Annotated in this window: 17 protein-coding genes; 6 read left to right on the top strand and 11 right to left on the bottom strand. The window is 56.4% G+C overall.

From position 1 onward, the window contains the following. Positions 1 to 233 precede the first annotated feature (233 nt). Genes mnhG through BJF95_RS05650 form a run of 7 tightly spaced genes read right to left on the bottom strand, consistent with a single transcriptional unit; the run spans position 234 to position 6,275 of the window. A complete protein-coding gene (gene mnhG / locus BJF95_RS05680) occupies positions 234 to 599 on the bottom strand; it encodes a monovalent cation/H(+) antiporter subunit G (protein WP_075638513.1) in 366 nt (121 codons plus the stop codon). Continuing rightward, positions 599 to 1,012 carry a cation:proton antiporter gene (locus tag BJF95_RS05675; RefSeq protein WP_075638512.1) on the bottom strand — a complete coding sequence of 138 codons (414 nt, stop codon included), beginning with the start codon at positions 1,010 to 1,012 and terminating at the stop codon, positions 599 to 601. Before BJF95_RS05675 ends, mnhG begins: the two co-directional genes overlap by 1 nt. Then, positions 1,009 to 1,482 carry a Na+/H+ antiporter subunit E gene (locus BJF95_RS05670; RefSeq protein ID WP_075638511.1) on the bottom strand — a complete coding sequence of 158 codons (474 nt, stop codon included), beginning with the start codon at positions 1,480 to 1,482 and terminating at the stop codon, positions 1,009 to 1,011. Before BJF95_RS05670 ends, BJF95_RS05675 begins: the two co-directional genes overlap by 4 nt. Further along, positions 1,479 to 3,044, bottom strand: coding sequence for a Na+/H+ antiporter subunit D (locus tag BJF95_RS05665; RefSeq protein WP_075638510.1), 1,566 nt, complete (start codon positions 3,042 to 3,044; stop codon positions 1,479 to 1,481). The genes BJF95_RS05670 and BJF95_RS05665 overlap by 4 nt, the downstream gene beginning before the upstream one ends. A gap of 59 nt (positions 3,045 to 3,103) precedes the next feature. Next, positions 3,104 to 3,481: a Na+/H+ antiporter subunit C gene (locus tag BJF95_RS05660; RefSeq protein ID WP_075638509.1), complete on the bottom strand. Its 378-nt coding sequence runs from the start codon at positions 3,479 to 3,481 to the stop codon at positions 3,104 to 3,106. Then, on the bottom strand, positions 3,481 to 3,900 hold the full coding sequence (locus BJF95_RS05655) for a Na+/H+ antiporter subunit B (protein ID WP_075638508.1): 420 nt from the start codon (positions 3,898 to 3,900) through the stop codon (positions 3,481 to 3,483). Before BJF95_RS05655 ends, BJF95_RS05660 begins: the two co-directional genes overlap by 1 nt. Continuing rightward, on the bottom strand, positions 3,897 to 6,275 hold the full coding sequence (locus BJF95_RS05650; protein WP_075638507.1) for a putative monovalent cation/H+ antiporter subunit A: 2,379 nt from the start codon (positions 6,273 to 6,275) through the stop codon (positions 3,897 to 3,899). The genes BJF95_RS05655 and BJF95_RS05650 overlap by 4 nt, the downstream gene beginning before the upstream one ends. Positions 6,276 to 6,722: 447 nt before the next feature. On the opposite strand from BJF95_RS05650, the gene msrB reads away from it, so the two are divergent. The 3 genes from msrB to BJF95_RS05635 all read left to right on the top strand — a co-directional run bounded on the left by msrB (position 6,723) and on the right by BJF95_RS05635 (position 8,625). After that, positions 6,723 to 7,130, top strand: a complete 408-nt coding sequence (gene msrB / locus BJF95_RS05645; RefSeq protein WP_075638506.1) for a peptide-methionine (R)-S-oxide reductase MsrB — start codon at positions 6,723 to 6,725, stop codon at positions 7,128 to 7,130. A 273-nt stretch (positions 7,131 to 7,403) separates the two neighbouring features. Beyond that, complete coding sequence (locus BJF95_RS05640; RefSeq protein WP_075638505.1) at positions 7,404 to 7,769, top strand: helix-turn-helix domain-containing protein; 366 nt, start codon at positions 7,404 to 7,406, stop codon at positions 7,767 to 7,769. Then, positions 7,762 to 8,625 (top strand): DUF6456 domain-containing protein, encoded by an 864-nt coding sequence (locus BJF95_RS05635; protein WP_075638504.1) that lies wholly within the window; start codon positions 7,762 to 7,764, stop codon positions 8,623 to 8,625. Before BJF95_RS05640 ends, BJF95_RS05635 begins: the two co-directional genes overlap by 8 nt. A 148-nt stretch (positions 8,626 to 8,773) precedes the next feature. Here the strand turns inward: BJF95_RS05635 and BJF95_RS05630 are convergent, their stop codons facing one another. The 4 genes from BJF95_RS05630 to BJF95_RS05615 all read right to left on the bottom strand — a co-directional run bounded on the left by BJF95_RS05630 (position 8,774) and on the right by BJF95_RS05615 (position 13,106). Beyond that, on the bottom strand, positions 8,774 to 10,720 hold the full coding sequence (locus BJF95_RS05630; RefSeq protein WP_075638503.1) for a MacB family efflux pump subunit: 1,947 nt from the start codon (positions 10,718 to 10,720) through the stop codon (positions 8,774 to 8,776). A 1-nt stretch (position 10,721) separates the two neighbouring features. Next, complete coding sequence (locus BJF95_RS05625; RefSeq protein WP_083638708.1) at positions 10,722 to 11,924, bottom strand: efflux RND transporter periplasmic adaptor subunit; 1,203 nt, start codon at positions 11,922 to 11,924, stop codon at positions 10,722 to 10,724. A 108-nt stretch (positions 11,925 to 12,032) separates the two neighbouring features. Further along, a complete protein-coding gene (locus tag BJF95_RS05620) occupies positions 12,033 to 12,458 on the bottom strand; it encodes a SufE family protein (protein WP_075638501.1) in 426 nt (141 codons plus the stop codon). Between the two features lie 201 nt (positions 12,459 to 12,659). Further along, positions 12,660 to 13,106: a DUF5330 domain-containing protein gene (locus tag BJF95_RS05615; protein WP_075638500.1), complete on the bottom strand. Its 447-nt coding sequence runs from the start codon at positions 13,104 to 13,106 to the stop codon at positions 12,660 to 12,662. Positions 13,107 to 13,548: 442 nt separating this feature from the next. Between BJF95_RS05615 and BJF95_RS05610 the strand changes: the two genes are divergently transcribed. The 3 genes from BJF95_RS05610 to BJF95_RS05600 form a co-directional block, all read left to right on the top strand. After that, on the top strand, positions 13,549 to 15,171 hold the full coding sequence (locus BJF95_RS05610; protein WP_075638499.1) for a sensor histidine kinase: 1,623 nt from the start codon (positions 13,549 to 13,551) through the stop codon (positions 15,169 to 15,171). After that, entirely contained in the window at positions 15,140 to 16,186 is a 1,047-nt protein-coding gene (locus BJF95_RS05605; RefSeq protein WP_075638498.1) for a peptidoglycan-binding domain-containing protein, read from the top strand. Before BJF95_RS05610 ends, BJF95_RS05605 begins: the two co-directional genes overlap by 32 nt. A gap of 203 nt (positions 16,187 to 16,389) precedes the next feature. Further along, positions 16,390 to 16,944: type VI secretion system Vgr family protein (locus BJF95_RS05600; RefSeq protein ID WP_139317421.1), on the top strand; the 555-nt coding region annotated here is incomplete at its 3' end.

Below are 16,944 nucleotides of genomic sequence, written 5' to 3'. Positions count from 1 at the left end.
CGAATGTGACCGGGATGTTTGTGCACGATTGAAAAAAGTCTTGCTCAAATTTTGCCGGAGCGAATATCCATAACGAATATCCAGTGTGAAATTAAATAGCTCAATTATTGAATTATCAAGATCGATAAAAAAGTCCAGTTCCGATTTATAGATTTCTATGAGTTAGTACAAATGTATAAGAGGCAAAAGATGATCCATGCTGTGCTCTCGAGATACTTCACAAGCACGACTGTTCATGTTTTGTTAACCATAGCATTCTTGGCTTTGGCCTCGTCATTGCTCATTTCATCCAGGACGGTGGCGGCTGCCAGCGGATAACCGACGCGGTGGGAGGCCTTGGCCAGCAGATGGGCAGACACGGGTGCTGTCAGGATAAAGAAGAAAAAACCCGCCAAGGCCCGTGCGAATACAGTGAGTTCACCCGAATGAAGGCCAACCGCCAGCAATAAAAGGCCGGAACCGACTGTGCCAGCTTTGGATGCTGCGTGCATGCGGGTGTAGAGGTCCGGCAACCGATTGATGCCGATTGCAGCAATAACCGAGAATAGAGACCCTGCAAGGATAAGAACTGAAATGAAAATTGCCAATGCGAGTTCCATTACTTTGTCTCCTTTTGGGACAGGTCAGCTCTAATATTTGCCCGTTCCTCGTGGGATGATTTTTTTCCCTTTTCCACAGCTAATTGTTCGGCCGCCGCACGTATTGCCGGCTCTGTTTCCTCCGAATCGCCAATCTCACCGCGCAGCATGATGTAACGGGCGAAAGCAACCGTGGTCAAAAAGCCCACCAAGCCCAGCGAAATGGCAATATCAATGTAAAGATTATAGCCGGTGCGAATCGCAAAAACCGCAATGAAACCGATAACAATACCAACCAGCATATCCAGTGCCAGCACGCGATCGGGCAGGGTGGGGCCACGCATGACGCGATAGACCGTGAGGAAAAATGCGATGGCCAGCAGAAACAGACCGGCGTTGCCAGCGTAATGAATGAGTGTTTGTGCCGGGGTCATTGAAACACCTCCAGAATTTTACGCTCAAATCCGTCAGCAATATCCCGGCGTGCGCCTTCAGGATCGCTGCAATCGAGAGCGTGCACATAGAGTGTCTTGCGATCCTCGGACACATCCACCGACAACGTGCCCGGGGTCAGGGTGATCAGATTGGCCAGCAGGGTAATCTCGATATCGCTGGTCACCTTCAGCGGATAGGCAAAGATACCCGGCTCGACATGGAGTTTGGGCGATAACACCAGCACGGTGACTTTCCATGCGGATTTGGCCAATTCCACCATAAACAGGCCAAACAGCGAGAAGCTCCGCATCATGCGAACCAGATAGTTGGTTCCATTCACCTGCTCGCGCAGCAGCCAGACGATGATCAGCGACAGGCAAAAACCAAGAAACAGGTTATGCACGGTAGCACTGCCGCTGACCGCCACCCACATCACGCCCATGAGCAAATTGACAATCAGCAATCTCATGGCTGCGGCTCCTTGGAAAACACGGAGGTAATGTAGGCCGTTGGGTCAAGCAAACCATCGGCGGCATCTTGCGACAGGTGGATCAAGGGTTCGGGAAACAGCCCGAACCAGACAATCAGGGCGGTGAGCGCCACAATGGGAGCCACCGCTCGGCGCGGCAATGTCAGCTGTTTCTCTCCGCTTTCGCCGGTGGGCTCGATGCGCCAATAGGCCAGTACAAACACCCGCGCCATGGCAATGGTGGTGAGAAAGCCTGCCAGAAGAATGCTCAACGCCATCCACCACGCGCCAATGTCGAGCGATGCTTTCAGCAACATTGCCTTGGGCCAGAAGCCGGAAAACGGCGGCAGGCCGCTGGCTGCGAAAAACAGCGCCAGAGACAGAAAGGAAAAGGCCGGGTTCGCTTTGTAAATCCCCGCCAATCCGTGCAGGGTAAACGTGCCACCCATGCGCCCGGCAAGGCCGATGACAAAGTAAAGGGCGGCCATCAGCAACATCGAATGCAGGGCATAAAAAATGGCAGCACTCACACCGGCCACACCACCAATGGCAAGACCGGCCAGCATATAACCAATGCCCGAAATCACGACAAAACCCATCAACCGGCGGCTATCCGCCTGGCCAATGGCACCGAGAGCGCCAAACACCATGGTGGCGCAGGCCGCAATGCCAAGGATCAGGCTCAATTGCTCGCGCTCCACCGGCAGCAGCATCACCACCACGCGGATCAGGCTATAGATACCGACCTTGGTCAAAAGCGCCCCAAACAGCGCCGACACAACAATGCGCGGCGTGTGGTAGGAGGCGGGCAGCCAGAAATTCACCGGGAAGGCGGCGGCCTTCATGGCAAAGGCCAGCGTAAACAGCGTGGCCAGTGTCATCAACGGCGCGGTGTCGCGCAGGTCATTGGCCTTGCGGGCAATGTCGGCCATGTTCAGCGTGCCGAAGCTGGAATAGAGCAGGCCAACGGTGATGAGAAACAGCGTGGTGGCAATCAGGTTCAGCACCGCATATTTCAGCGCGCCATCGATCTGTTCGCGCTCCGAGCCTAAAATCAACATGCCGAACGACGAGATCAGCAAGACTTCAAACCAGACATAGAGATTGAAGAGATCGCCGGTCAAAAATGCGCCGCTGACACCGGCCATCAACACCAGCAAAAACGGAAAAAACCCATAGCGGCGGCCAGAGGTGTTGATATCGCCCAAGGCATAGACGCCGCCCGCCAAGGCTACAATGGCCGATGACAGAGCAAAAAGTGCTCCGGTGACATCCACCGTGAAGGCAATGCCGAAAGGCGGAAGCCAGCGGCCCATCATCACGGTCAGCGGCCCGTTGACGGCCACATGATAGAGCAAAACGGCATCAATCAGCACAAGCAGGGCCAGGGCGGGCAGCGCCACATAGGGATGGCGGCGGGTGTGCTCGCGCATCATCATCAGGCCCGCACCAACAGAAAGGCACAGTGCAACGGGCAGGATGGGCAGCCATTGCACCCATGTTGTTGGTTCGCTTACCAAGGCTGCGGCAAGGGCTGTGGCGTCTATATTGGATGCGGCCATGCTGTCCTGTCGTCTTTCTTCAAGCTATTCGCGTTTTATCGTATCGGGCGTCGAGGGGATTAATAGCCCAATGGCGGCAAGGGCGGATTTTCCGGTTCGGCCAGCCGCATCTCGTCGGTGTCGTCGGTGTCGAGATCCTGATAGGCGCGATAGGCCAGCACCAGCAAAAAGGCAAAGAACGAAAACGAAATCACGATGGCGGTCAGAATCAGCGCCTGCGGCAGCGGGTTGGCGGCAGTCATGGGCAGGGTCTGTTGCCCCGCCAGCATGATCGGCGGCACTTCGCGCGTCAGGCGACCTGCGGTAAACAGGGCGAGATTGACCGCATTGCCAAGAATGACAATGCCCAGCAGCACCCGCACGATATGGCGTGACATGATCAGGTAAAAGGCGGTGGTGGCAAACAGGCCAACGACAATCGAAAAGATCGCTTCCATCAGTCATGATCCCTTTCGGCCAGCGACAGCGCAATCGAGGTGATGGCACCAACCACCACCAGATAGACGCCGATGTCAAAACTGACCACAGTCGCCAGCGGCACTTCCACGCCCAGAATATGCGGATAGATCCACAAGCCGGTCATGAAGGGCACACCGGCAAAGGCTGACACAAAGCCTGACAGACAAGACATCAGCAGACCCGCACCGGCGATAGACAGCGGATGCGCCCACATCGCGCGGCGCACGGCCTGCACACCAAAGGCAATGCCATAAATGGAGAAAGCCGAAGCGGCAATCAAACCGCCAATAAAGCCGCCGCCGGGTTCATTGTGGCCGCGCAGCAGCACAAACAGCGAAAACAGCAGCATCAGGGCGGTGATGAACGGGGTAACGGTGCGTAAAATCAAGGTGTTCATGCGTCGCCTCCCTCGGGTTTGACGTCTTGCGGTTTGGTCATGGCAGAGGCAGGGCGCTTGGGCGCACGCACCCGGATCAGTGCCAGAATGGCAAGGCCCGTGATCATCACCACCGAGATTTCACCCATGGTATCCACGCCGCGGAAGTCAACAATGATGACGTTGACCACATTGGAGCCATGGGCGATGACCTTGGAATAGGTGTTGAAAAATTCGGTCAATGTCTGATCCAGCGGCCGCTCGGTCACCTTGAGCAGCATCAGTGTGAGCCCGATGCCGCTGACCACGGCCACCGTGCCATCCAGCAGCACTTGCGGCAGGGGGCGGTGATCGCTGGGGTGCAGTTTCAACCGGGTCATCACCAGTGCCAGAATGACCACCGACAGGGTTTCGATCATAAACTGGGTAAACGACAGATCGGGCGCGCCAAACAGCAGGAAGATTACCGAAATGGCAAAGCCCTGAATGCCCAGTGAGACAATGGCGGTCAACCGGTTTTCCGATTTCAACACGGCAAACAGACCCGCCACGGCAATCAGCAGGAAGGCGGCTTCGTGCAGCTCGATTTTTTCGGGAAGCACTGGCATGGAGGGCAATTCGCCAAACATCACCATCGGGATCAGGAAGGCGCAAGCGGTGATGATCAGCGTCACGGTGACATAAACATCCAGCCGCCCGCCGTGGATAAAATTGGTGAACCGATAGGCAAAGCGCACCAGAGCCGTCATCAGAACATCAAAGCCGCGATCCGGCCCCGGCCCCATGGCCTCCAAAAGCTTGGCAAGCAGGGCGCGAAAGGACGTGAGCTGCCAAAACAGCACAACACCCAGAGCAATGGTCAGCAGCGACAGCCCCAGCGGAACGCCAATATGCGGCACGATGCTGATCTCCACGGTGCGGGCTTCGCCAGCAACAGCGCTGACCATAGGCGTGGAAAAGAGCGCATGAAAAGGATGTGAGAAAACGCCAGCCAACAGCGCCAGCACCCCAAGGGTCAACGGTCCCAGCCACAACAGGGCGGGGCCTTCATGGGCTTTGGCGGCAGCTTCGGTCTTTTCGCCCAAAAACGGCTTGAAGGCGAGCGTTAAGCCGGTGACCATCATCAGCGCATTGCCAATGACGGCGACGGTTGTGAACAAGATGGCGCGCAGATTGCCGCCGGCCAGTGCTGCGTAAATCTCTTCCTTTGCCAGAAAGCCAACAAAGGGCGGCAGACCCGCCATGGACAATCCGCCCAACAGGGCAGCGATAAAGGTGATGGGCATCAACTTGGCAAGGCCACCAAGCTTGGTGACCTCGCGGGTGCCCGCCTCGTGATCAATCAGCCCTGCGACCATGAACAGGCCACCCTTGAACAGCGAATGGGCGATCAGATAGAGCACGGCGGCAGTGAGCGCATGGGGAGAGCCAAAGCCGGTCAGCATCACCATCAGGCCCAGCGAGGCAACGGTGGTATAGGCGAGCATTTGTTTGAGATCGGTCTGGCGCACGGCCATGACCGAGCCAACAATCAGCGTGACGCCGCCAAAAAACGGCAGGAGGATTTCCCATGCCGGTGTGCCGCCCAGCACGGGTTGCAGCCGCATCAGCAGATAGACACCGGCTTTGACCATGGTGGCCGAATGCAGATAGGCCGACACCGGAGTGGGGGCCTCCATGGCGTTTGGCAACCACACATGAAAGGGAAATTGCGCCGATTTGGTAAAGGCACCGCCCAAAATCAGCAGCAGCGTGACGAGATAGAATGGGCTTGCTGTGACCAGATTTTCGCTGTGCACCAGCATGGAAAGCTGGGTGACGCCGGAAATATTCCAAAGAAAGATCAAGCCCGCCAGCAGCGCCAAACCACCGCCGCCGGTCACCACCAGCGCTTGCAGCGCGGCCCGGCGCGAGGCCGTGCGCTCATTGTCAAAGCCGATCAGCAGGAAGGAGGTGATCGAGGTCAGCTCCCAATAGACAAACAGCATCAAGAAGCTGTCGGACACCACCACGCCCAGCATGGCCCCCATGAAGAGGAAAATGAAGGATAAAAACCGCCCTTGTTGCGGATGACCCTTCATATAGCCGCCGGAGTAGAGAATGATCAGCGTGCCAATGCCGGTAATCAGCAGGGCAAAGGTCAGCGACAAGCCGTCCAGAAACCATGAAAAGCTGAGGTTCAGGCTCGGCACCCAGGCATAGCCGCCGGTTACCGCGCCGCCTGCGGCAATCTCTGGCAGAAAAGATGCAAATTTCAGGAAAGACAGGAAGGGGATGAGGGCCAGCAGCCATGCCGCCTTATGTCCAAGCCGGTGTGTCAGCGTCGGTGCCAATAACGCGCCCGCGAAGGGCAACAGCAAAGCCAGCAAAGTCATACCGGCGACATCAGCGATCATCTCGTCTCCTGTCGTCATGCTTGAAATGCGCCCGAATGAAGGTCACATTTCCTTTATTACGCCATGCGCGCAAGGTGCACGCAACTCCTCGTTTCGTATAGCTTATAGAGCCGATGGCGCAAGCGGCACGAGACGTTTAAAATCACCTTTGAAATAGGGTTTAAACCCGTCGAATTCCAGTGTTTACAGGCAATTTCGTGGCTTTTTTGCCATATTTTCAGGGTTTTTGCCGCATTTGCAGCACGGATTGGTCTGTCGAATAGGCGCTAAAAGATGTGCAGAACGTGACATTTTTTCGCAATCGTCACTTTGTCCGCACCCTTATCGCGCGTCTTTGGATGGAGACAAGGGTTCTGGTGATCTCAATCACTGCGCTTGCATGGCATGCTTGTAAGGCGTTCTGGAACGCTTATCTTTATGCCAGGTTTAAAATGAAGGAGATGGCGGATGACGGAGACGAAAGAGACAAAAATCGAGCGCTCGGAACAGGAATGGCGCGAGCAGCTGACGCCTGAGCAATACCGGATCTTGCGCGAGCATGGCACGGAACGCCCGTTTACCGGTCCCTATTGGGATAATGTGCAGGCGGGGCTCTATCGCTGCGCAGGCTGCAACACGCCGCTGTTTTACTCGGATACCAAGTTTGATGCGGGCTGCGGCTGGCCGAGCTATTTCGAGCCGGTCAAACCGGATGCGGTGAAAGAATATCGGGATGCATCGCACGGCATGGTGCGCACCGAAATTCGATGCGCGACCTGTGATGGCCATTTGGGCCACGTGTTTCCCGATGGGCCAAAGCCAACAGGCTTGCGCTATTGCATCAACGGCTATTCGATGGTGTTTGAGCCTGCTTAAATAGGCGTGTTGCCCGCTCCCACCGATATCTTGCGGCCGCACGCCAACGTGTTGGCCGTATTTTTTTGAGCTTTGTCCACAGCGTGGAATGCTGATCCCCTGAAATCCTAGGGGTGTATATAGCGCGAATGTGGAAAATAATCCTTTATATTTCCGGGTGAATCGATAATTTCACTTGTAAATCAATGCGTATTTTAATTTTTCGTTTCCGTGTATTCACCCGGATTTTCGACCGTGATATGAATAAAATCCTATAAAGGGGAGTTTTTCAAAATGGTCGAACCATATGCTGATAGTCTCGCAAAAATACCCTCGACCAATCATGTCCTGTGCCACTCGGTAAACAAGGTGACAGAGGAAATGTTGGGGGCCATTCAAGAGCCGGTTTTGCGGCGGGGCGATTGCCGCCGCCAGCGTTGTCAGATCCGGCAGATTTCCATGTATCTGTGCCATGTGGCGCTTAGCCTGCCGCAGCATGAAGTGGCAAGTGCTTTTGGCTATGACCGTAGCACAGTCAGCTATGCCTGTCAGGTGATTGAAAATCGCCGTGACAACAAGGCGCTGGATCAGTTTATCTCCATGCTGGAGCGGGTTGTTGCGGTTTTGGGCACGCTGGCCAAGACGGTGCCGCATGGTTGAGCACGGAGTAAAGCCAAGGGCATTGCCACAAAGTGACACGAGCAAGCCGCTGTTGCGTCTGCTGCGGTTGGCGCAGACCTCGGTGCTGATCCGGCCCGCCCATGCGGGCGCGTTTGATGTGTTGCGCGGCGATGATGACCTGGTGCTGGGCCGGGTTCCGGGCGCGGTGTTACAATACGCGCTTTCGCAAGGTCTGGTGCAGCAAAACGGCGAGCTTCTGGAGGCAACACCGCAGGCGAGGACATTTTTGCGACGCGCGCTGGCGGAGGCTGACACCGAGCGCTTTTCCGCCCAGCATGGCGAATTGACTGACGCGGTTTTGGTGGAGAATAAGGGGGAGATTTCTGAACAGTCGCGCATTGTTCGTCGCAATCTGGATGATTCTCCGCTCTCAAGCATGGCGCGCTTGCGCGACAAGGCGGGGGCGGCCTATTTTCCAGCGGAGGCCATTGACGCAGGCGAGCGGCTGGCCTCAGATTTCGAGCGTGGGCATTTGCAGCCACGGATCACGGCATCTTGGGAGCCACGGCTTGCGCAACAGCAAAAGGGCCAGCGCTCGAGCGCCTCCGATCTCAGCGACAGTGCGCTTGCGGCGAGAGGCCGGGTGACAAAAGCCGTGATGGCTTTGGGGCCGGAATTATCCGGCGTGCTGCTGGATGTGTGCTGCTTTGCCAAAGGGCTGGAATTGGTGGAGCGCGAACGGCAATGGCCCGCCCGCTCGGCAAAGCTGATGCTGCGCACCGCATTGATGGCGCTGGCCCGCCATTATAACCCGGTAAAAGCTTCAAGTCCCGCAGGTCTGCGCCATTGGGGTGAGGCCGGTTATCGGCCTGATATGGCGAGACTGGTCGGTTAGAGCGGCTATGAGTTTCCCGACAATGAAGCAGAACATCTCACGTGTCATCCTCGGGTCAAGCCCGAGGATGACGCAGAGTGTGCGGAGAGGTCTATCCGTGACCTGACCGCGGGGTAGAGCGGCTATGCCGCCCAAGTCATCGCCTACCTCAGTCTTTCGACAGCGCCACCACCGGATCAAGCCTTGATGCATTGCGTGCGGGCATAAAGCCGAACACAAGGCCGATCAGGCAGGAGCAGGTAAAGGCGGCCACCATGGACGTGGTGGAATAGACCAGGGCAAAATCCTGGGTGAGCAGCGAGAACAGAAAACCGAAGGACAGCGCCAGCCCAATGCCAAGGCCACCGCCAATCAGGCAGACCAGCACGGCCTCGATCAGGAATTGCTGCAAAATATCCTGCCGTCTGGCTCCCACCGCCATGCGCACGCCAATTTCGCCCACCCGTTCCGACACCGACACCAGCATGATATTCATCACCCCAATGCCGCCAACAATCAGCGAAATCACCGCAATGGCGGCCACCAGCATGGTCAGCGTGTTGGTGGTGCTGGTGATGGTTTTGCGAATGTCATCGGTGTTGAGAATGAAGAAATCCTGCTCGCCGTGGCGGTTGGTGAGAAAGCTGGTGACGGCGGTGTTGGCAACCGACGAGTCAACATTATCGGCCAGCCGCACCGTGACTGAGCGCAAAGACAAATCGCCCAAAAACCGTGCCTGCACGCTGCTATAGGGCAGATAGACCTGCAAATTCGAGCTGGAGCCGAAGCCGCCCTGCTGCTTGGCAATCACGCCAATGATGCGCACTGGCACCTTGCCCAGAAACACGGTTTTGCCCAGCGCATCCGAGTAGGTGGTGCCAAACAGCGCCTCTGAAGCACTTTGGTCAATCACCGCATCCTGGCTCATGGTGGCCACGGCTTCACTATCAAAAAACCGTCCTGCCAGCAATTTCGAGCCTTTGACATCGAAATATTGCGCGCCGACACCATTGATCAGCGCATTGGCAACCGTTGCGCCAAAGCGCACCGTGCCAGAGGTGGACACGGTGGGGGTGACGGCTGACACATAGGGCAGATTGCCAAGGGCATTGGCATCCGCCACTTTTAGCGTGGTGATCTTGCCAGAGCGCACATCGCCAAAGCCCTTGCCGGGAAAAATCTCTAGCGTGTTGGTGCCCAGACTGTTGATGTCGGCCAGCACCTTTTGCTGGGTGCCAGCGCCCAGCGCCACCACACAGACCACCGAGGCAATGCCGATGACAATGCCGAGCATGGTCAAGAATGTGCGCAGGCGATGAGACGCCAAGGCCCGCAGTGCCATCATGAAGGCTTCACCAAAGCGATCAAACCATGGAAAACGCTGAATGCGGGCAGGGGGCTGTTCGGGTGCTTCGCGGATCAGCTTTGGCTTGTCCTGGCGGCGATCATCAATGATCTCGCCATCGGCAATTTCAATCACCCGCTCGGCCCGCGCTGCCACATTGGGATCATGGGTAACAATGATGATGGTGCGGCCTTCGGCGTGCAATTCATCGAGAATGCGCAGCACTTCCTCGCCGCTTTGCTTGTCCAATGCGCCGGTTGGCTCATCGGCCAAAATCACCTCGCCGCCATTGATCAGGGCGCGGGCAATGGACACGCGCTGCTGCTGCCCGCCCGAGAGCTGGCCGGGGCGGTTGCGCAGGCGCTCGCCCATGCCCAGCCGCTCCAGCAATTGTTTGGCGCGGTCGCGCCGCTGATCGGATGCAAGGCCCGCGTAAATGGCCGGAACCTCGACATTGCCCAGCGCCGAAAGATCCGACAAAAGATGATAGCGTTGAAAAATAAAGCCGAAATGCTCACGTCTGAGCCCGGAAAGCGCATCGCTGTCCAACTGGTCGGTGCGCTTGCCATCGATTTCATAGATGCCAGCATTGGGACGATCCAGCAGGCCTAGAATATTCATCAAGGTCGATTTGCCAGACCCGGATGGCCCGATAATCGACACCATCTCGCCGCGCTCAATGGTGAGGTTGATGTTTTTCAAAACCGCCAGATCTTGCTCTCCGGCGCGATAAACGCGGGAAATGCCCGCAAGCTTAATCAGCGTCGCCATGCTACAGCCTCATGGGCGGTCGACCGCCACGTCTGCCGCTGCCCTCAGTGGCGGTAGAGGAATCGCCAAGCACCACCCGGTCACCCTCGCTCAATCCCGATTTGATCTCGGCATTGGTGCCATCATTGAGGCCAATCTCCACGGTTTTGGTGGAGATTTCATCCGCCGCATTGGCCACCCGCAGCGTGACCTTGCCGGTTTTTGTGGCGTTTGGCAGCGCCGAAGAGGAAACAACCAGCACATCCTTGGCCTGTCCCAGCACGATATGAACTTCTGCCGTCATATAGGTGCGAAAATGCCCGTCGGCATTATCAACGGGAAACACACCATTGTAATAAATCGCAGAAGTAGAGGCTGATGAGGTGGTGGACGAAGACGAGGTGACGCTGCTGTCGCTGGTAATGGAGGCGGGCGCTGGCTCAATCGATTGCAGCACGGCATCGAAGCGTTTGGAAGGATCGCCGAGAATGTTGAAATACACCGGCTGTCCGGGTTTGACCCGCACCACATCGGCTTCCGAGATTTCGGCGCGCACAATCATCTTGTCCAATTGGCCAAGGATAACAATGGTGGGGGCCGATTGCGTGGCATTCACGGTCTGGCCTTGCTGATTGACAATGGCCAGCACAGTGCCATCCATCGGGGCGGTGATGCGGGTGTAGCCCAGATTGGCCTGGGCTGTTTCCACGGCCACCTCGGCCTCGATAATCTGCGCATCCAGCGCATCAATCTGCGCCTTTGTCTGGTCCAGTGCTGCTTGTGCGCTATCGAGGTCCGATTGCTTGCCGGAATTGTTGGCAAGAAGGCTTTGCTGGCGCTCCAGCGTCAGCCGGGCGTTGACCAGTGTGGCTTGCGCCTCGGCCTTCTGCGCCTTGACATTGGCAAGGGCCGCCTTGGATGTGCGCAGATTGTTTTGCTGGGTCACCGAGTCAATTTCGGCCACCAGATCGTTTTTCTTGATCGTATCGCCAATCTTGACATGCACGGCCGTAATGCGGCCCGACACCTGAGCGCCCACCGCCACCAGCCGCGAGGGTTTGAAAATGCCGGTGGCCAGCACCGTTTGCTCAATGTTGCCGCGCTTGACAGTGGCGGTCAAAAGATTGGTGGCGGATGCATTGTTGGGCCGCGTGGCCCAGTAAATGCCACCAGCTCCCAAAAGGAGTGCGCCGACAATGACGATTGCAAGAGTACGCCGCTTCACGATAGACCTTCCTTATACAGCACGGCTCGCTGTGCAAACGAACAGATGACGCTGTAATATTTTGAATGAACAGCATAGCGTTGTCTTGAGCCCGCGAGGGCCAAAACCTTATGCGTTGGCGGCCAGCTTGCCTGCCGCTTCAGAGCGAATGCGATCAACCATGGAGCGCAAACCATTGGCGCGCTGGGCAGACAGGTGCTCAATCAGACCAAGCTTGCCAAACAGATCCAGCGCGTTCAGCTTTGCCACTTCGGAAGCGCGCTTGCCGGAATAGGCCGAGAGCACAATGGCCACCAGCCCGCGCACAATATGGGCATCCGAATCGCCCTCGAAGGTCAAAACCGGATCGGCTCCTTCGCTTGCACTCATGGCCAGCCACACCTGACTTGCACAACCGCGAACCTTGTTTTCATCGGTGCGTTTGCTTTCAGAGAGTTCTGGCAGCGCCTTGCCCAGCTCGATCACATAGCGATAGCGATCTTCCCATTCTTCAAGAAAGGCGAAATCGTCGATAATCTGGTCGATAGGCGTCATGGCTTGGGTCCGCTTTATGGTTTTATGCAGTCTCATATAGGCGAGCAACAGGGCAGTTGAACACCGCAAGGCGCAAAAAAAACCGCAAAGAGCAAGCTCTTCGCGGTGTCGCTTGAGGACAGAGGTTACAGTGAAGGTGTAAACCCAGGCTGGAAACGATGGTGAAAATTGACAAAGCAGAAAGGGAATGGCGGCTCTTGATCAATCGGCAGGCTTTACCCTTGGCTTGGGAATGTTGATCACCAGAGGATGCGATGCGCCAGCCTGTGAAGCACTGGACTGCGACACCGTTCCGGTCACGACGTGGTCGGCGGCACTGGTGGCCTCTTTGTCAGCCACAGGGGTTACATCCGACGGCGTTGTGCTGCCATCGCCAAAATGGCGGTTGAGCAATTGAAAGGCCACCAACGCCCCCTCACGCGCCCGCTCACCAATGGCGCTGAAGGTTTGCGCGCCCTTGACGCAGACATCAGGCTTGGTGGTGCACAGCCCGCTGACATAGTCATAGGCACCGGTGGCTGCCGAGATCGCGTTGCTCAGCTGAAATTGCGATGTGGCGGTCGACGATGCACTTTGCGTGCCGCCGATAAACGACAGCGCCACCAGCACCAGAGTAAACCAGAACGTGCCTTTGATTAAAAACCACATCACAACTATCCGTTTCGCTTATTCACGGAACCTGTTCCGCATTCCCGGTGACAGTAACCGGCTGTTGGGACACAGGATATGATTCGCATCCAAATATGGCTTTGCAAAATTCACTCAGATTTTCTGCGCATTTGTATAAAATGCAATCTATCTGCATTTGAGACACATTCTATTCAAAGTTTAACGACTCGGATTAAGCATAATTGTGGCAGACCCCTTGTCTTCCACAGGCTTTGCAGGCGCATCCATGCCATAAATGTTAACAAAATAGAGAAAAACACGCAAAATCCATCGCTTACGCGCCGTTAACCATGTTTTCGAAAGCTTGCCGAACCTGTATCAGAACAGGCCGAAACCATCCCTTTTGGGCGGCTTTTGGCTTTGTGCTTTATCTTTTCCTTAAGGCGGCGACCTCTATTGTTGCCTGAACATTGAGGACCGCATGTTGCGGAAATTTCGAGTGCAGGTATTGAGCAAAATCACCGATTGGGCACAGGCATTTGTCGATGAAGCGGTCACACGCAAAGTGGCCCGCATTGTCGTGAGTGCAGAGCCGTCACATGCGGAGGTTGCAGCAGCGCGCCGCGTCATCATGACGTGCCTGCCTGCTCTGGTGCTTTTGCCGCTCGGCCTGTCTTTTCTGCAAGGCGCGGCTGTGGCCCTGCCGCTTGGTTTTGCCATTGTCGTTGCGACTTTCCTCGTGGCCGTGCTGGCCAGCTTGCGCATGGTGCGCCCATCTCCCTTGAACAATCAGGACGAAGACCCTTTTGCGCCTGCACCGACCAAGATTGATCTTGGGTTGTTTCCGGGCCTTGCACTGGTGCTGGATGGCCAGGGCTGCGTGTTGCAGATGGGGGGTCGCGATGTTGACAGCTTCTTGCCCGCGCTGCGCGATCCGCTTGGCCGCACCTTTATTGATCAAGTGCATGTCACCGATCGTATTGCCTTTGTGCGCGCCTTTGATTCCTTACGTCAGGGGGAAGACCGCATGCGCCTTTCCTTGCGCCTTGGGCGTCCGCATTCTGATGATGTGGTGGGCACGTTGATGGCAGTGTCGCTGGACATGGCGGTCGGCCGCGATGCGGATGGTCGTCTTGCTAGCGTGTTTGTGCAGGTGCTGGATTGCACCCACGAGCAGGATATGGCCGAACAGCTGGTGCGCCTTGAAGCCGATTTGCAAAATGCCCATGAAATGAAAAGCCGGTTTCTGGCCGCTGCCAGCCATGAGCTGCGCACGCCGCTGAACGCCATTCTCGGCTTTTCGGATATTTTGATGGGCGATTATTTTGGCCGCATGGAAGATGAGCGCCATCGCGAATATGTGCGCCTGATCCGTCAATCCGGCGGGCATTTGCTCTCGGTGGTCAACAGCATGCTGGATATGTGCCGCATTGAAGCGGGGCGCTATGAGCTGCTGGTGGAACCCTTTACGCTGTCAGAAACCATTTACGATTGCGAAAAAATGCTGGCGCTGCAAGCCCGTGAAAAGGGTGTGCGACTGACCAGCCGCATTGGCCGCAATGTGGGCGAATTGCATGCCGATCCGCGCGCCGTGCGCCAGATTCTGATCAATCTTGTTGGTAATGCGATCAAATTCACGGAAGCGGGTGGCGTTATCACGGTGGATGCGGCACGATCAGATCAGAATTTGTTGATCTCGGTCAGCGACACCGGCATCGGTATCGAGCAAGATAAGATCCGCACATTGGGCGAGCCCTTTGTGCAGGTGCAGAGCGATTATAATCGCCAATATGATGGCGTTGGGTTGGGCCTGTCCTTGGTCAAGGGCTTGGTGGCGCTGCATGGTGGTGAGTTTAAAATTTCGAGCCGCCACGGTGAAGGCACCGTGGTTGAAATCAGCCTGCCAATGGATGGATCAGGCGTTTCACGGATCGAAGCGACGGGTGAGAGCCAGCATATCGAATTTCCGCCACGCTTGCAGGCAAGCATGGTCAACACAGGTCAAACGACAGGGAATGACTCGGCGTTAGGCGCTCAGGAAGGCCCTCGGAAAGGCCCTCAGGAAGGATTGAATGGCGACGCGAAAGCGAAAATTGCCGGATAAAAGAAAGTCCGCTCAAAAAGAGCCGGGCTTTGCTGTCTTGGCCGCTAAAGCGTCCATGCGCCTTGTTGCGCGCAATCCTGCAGCTGTGACCTGCACGCTGGGCTTTCTGGTGGTGTTGGGCTGTGTCACCGCCAATGCCTTCTGGTATCAGCCGGGGCGTCATCCATCACCGTTTTTGCGCACGCGCGATCCGCATGATTTTTCAGCCATGCTGGGTTTCAATACATCTCCCGCCATCAAGCCGCATCCTGATGATGTGACAACCTTTTTGATCCAGCGGCAAGACACCAGCGTGCAGCCTGCCACCGCGCCAGCGCCGCAGCAGGCGAAGCCACAAGTCCAGCAATTTGCAGCACCTGCGGCCTCCGATGATTCCCAGACCATCCTGTCGATCCAGACCCAGCTTGCGCGTCTCGGCTTTTACCATGGCCCGCTCAACGGGCGGCGTGATGCCCAAACGGATGCGGCCATTCAGGCCTATCAACAGCAGGTCGGCCTGACTGCATCAGCCCAGCCAAGCGACGACCTGTTGAACGTGCTGGCTGCAGACAAAGGCCCAACCGACACACCAACGGCTGCAACCGTGCATCCGCTGGAGCGGCCCACGGTGGTGAAATTGTCCGGTGACGAAGGCATTGATCCGGTGGCCGCTGCCATTCGCAGCGCCGAAAAAAATGGCGTGACGCCGCCTGCCACCAAGGCCTCCATACGCACGGCCGCAGTGCCCGTGCCAAGAGTGGCGGTGGGTGCGCCAGCCAATCGCGATCAAGCCAGCCATTCCATTCCGCCGGAGCCTGTGGCAGCCAGTGTGGGCACCATTGCGGGGCCAAGTCTGGTCATGGATATCCAGCGCGGTCTGATCAACGTTGCCTATACCGGCATTACGGTTGACGGGGTTGTCGGCGAAAAAACCAAAGCTGCCATCCGCCATTTCCAGCGCCATTATCGCCTGCCAGAAACCGGCGAGCCGGATATGGCTGTGCTGAAAACATTGAAATCCATCGGTGCGCTCTAAAATTTTCTCTTGAAATTGCAAATACCCGCCCTAATTGCAGTCTATACGCATGCGCGACGGTGTTTCACTCTTACAGATCCGTGCGCCCTGTTTGGCGCATAGAGGACGCTGTAACACGTTTAATGTGCTGCATAAATTCTGAAATCCACTCCGATTTCAGAATTTATGCAGTGGGTGGTTCATCCCTGGCATTTGGGGGATTTATGGACGATATTTTAGAGATCGATTTTGTTCAGGCCAGCCGTGTTTTAAAATTATCCTCACCGCTGGGTGACGATAAATTGCTGCCGGAACGCATGGTGATTGAGGAAGGCGTCAACCGGCTGTTTGAAATCACCCTTCATGTGCGCGCCAAGCGCGAAGAGGTGAAGCCGGAGGAATTGATTGGCCACCTCGTTGATGTCTCTCTGGAAATTCGCCAGGGCGAGTTTGACGAAGAAGGCGTGCGGCGTCCGTTCAACGGTCTGGTGACCGATCTGGAGGAGGGGCCGCCGGTCACCCGAGGTTTGCGCGCTTACACGCTCACCATTCGCCCCCAGATGTGGCTGCTGTCGCGCCGCTCTGATTGCCGCATCTGGCAGGATATGACCTCTATTCAAGTGCTGGAAACTCTGTTTTCCGAGCATGGCCTGCCGCAGCCCGATATTGGCTTTTTGCAAAACAAACCACCGGCCCAACACTATTCGGTGCAATGGAACGAGACCGATCTGGATTACCTGCTGCGCAGGCTGGAAGAAGACGGCATTTTCTTCTGGTTT

It is taken from the genome of Rhizobium oryziradicis (assembly GCF_001939045.1).
GTDB classification, from domain to species: domain Bacteria; phylum Pseudomonadota; class Alphaproteobacteria; order Rhizobiales; family Rhizobiaceae; genus Allorhizobium; species Allorhizobium oryziradicis.
The sequence above is the reverse complement of the archived record's forward strand: the minus strand, read 5'-3'. Positions and strand labels throughout refer to the sequence as shown.